This window comes from Methylorubrum subtropicum, from assembly GCF_038442325.1.
GTDB lineage: Bacteria > Pseudomonadota > Alphaproteobacteria > Rhizobiales > Beijerinckiaceae > Methylobacterium > Methylobacterium subtropicum.
In genome coordinates this window covers 1-1,038 of record NZ_JBBXMW010000052.1, presented here as the reverse complement: position 1 = coordinate 1,038, position 1,038 = coordinate 1, and the positions used below count along the sequence as shown (strand labels likewise).

The following is a 1,038-nucleotide window of genomic DNA, read 5'->3' as shown; positions in this document are numbered from 1 at the left end:
AGACAGGAGGTGATCGATGCTGGAAGTGCAGGGTTTGTTTTCGGCGGTGCCGGACCCGCGCGCCGCCAACGCGCGCCATCCCCTGGACGAGGTTCTGCTGGTCGCCCTGGCGGCCACGCTGTGCGGCGCCCAGACTTGCGTCGACATCGCCACCTTCACCCGCGCCAAGCTGCCGTTGCTGCGCCGCTTCGTCCGCCTCGCCCACGGCGCGCCCAGCCACGACACCTTCAGCCGCCTGTTCCAGGCGCTCGACCCGCTCGCCTTCGAGGCCGCCTTCCGGACCTTCATGGCTGCCTTCGCCGAGGCCCTCGACAAGGCGGCGTCCAAGGATGCCAGCCCGGACCGGCGCGTCGTCGCCCTCGACGGCAAGTCCCTGCGCGGGGCCGTGCGCAGCGCCGGCCGCTCGACCCCGCTGCATCTCGTCACCGCCTGGGCCGCCGAGCAGCGCCTCGTCCTGGCCCAGCGAGACGCGCGCAACCGCAGCGAGGTCACCGCCGCGCGCGAGATCATCGCCCTGCTCGACCTGCGCGACACCGTCGTCACCGCCGACGCCCTGCACGGCAACCGCGCCACGGCCGCTGCCATCCTGGAGCGGGGCGGCGACTACGCCCTGATCGTCAAGGGCAACCGCGGTCCGCTGCACGCCGCCGCCCAGGAGTTGATGCGGAAGGCCGATCCCGACGAGGCGGCCTGCACCAGCCAGACCGCCCATGGCCGCCACGAGGAGCGCCGCGCCTGGGTGCGAGCCGTGCCGGACTGGGCCGAGCGCTACGACTTCACCGGTCTGCGCGCCATCGCTCGCATCGACGGTCTGCGCCGCAGCACGCAGGGCGGCGGCCCATCCGACGAGGCCGAGCCGCTCCAGACCCGCTACGTCGCCCTCTCGCAGGAACTCGATCCCGCCGAAGTTCTGCGGGTAGTGCGCGCCCACTGGTCCATTGAGAACGACCAGCACTGGCTCCTCGACGTCGCCTTCCGCGAGGACGACATCCTCACCCGCAACGTCACCACCGCCCAGAACCTCGCCCTGCTGCGCCG

General features: G+C 72.5%; 1 protein-coding gene. It reads left to right on the top strand.

Annotation, left to right across the window (positions count from 1 at the left end; genetic code table 11):
• Window positions 1–16: 16 nt before the first annotated feature.
• Window positions 17–1,038 (top strand): ISAs1 family transposase (locus AAHG03_RS27020; RefSeq protein WP_342154962.1); only part of this gene is annotated, 1,022 nt, incomplete at its 3' end.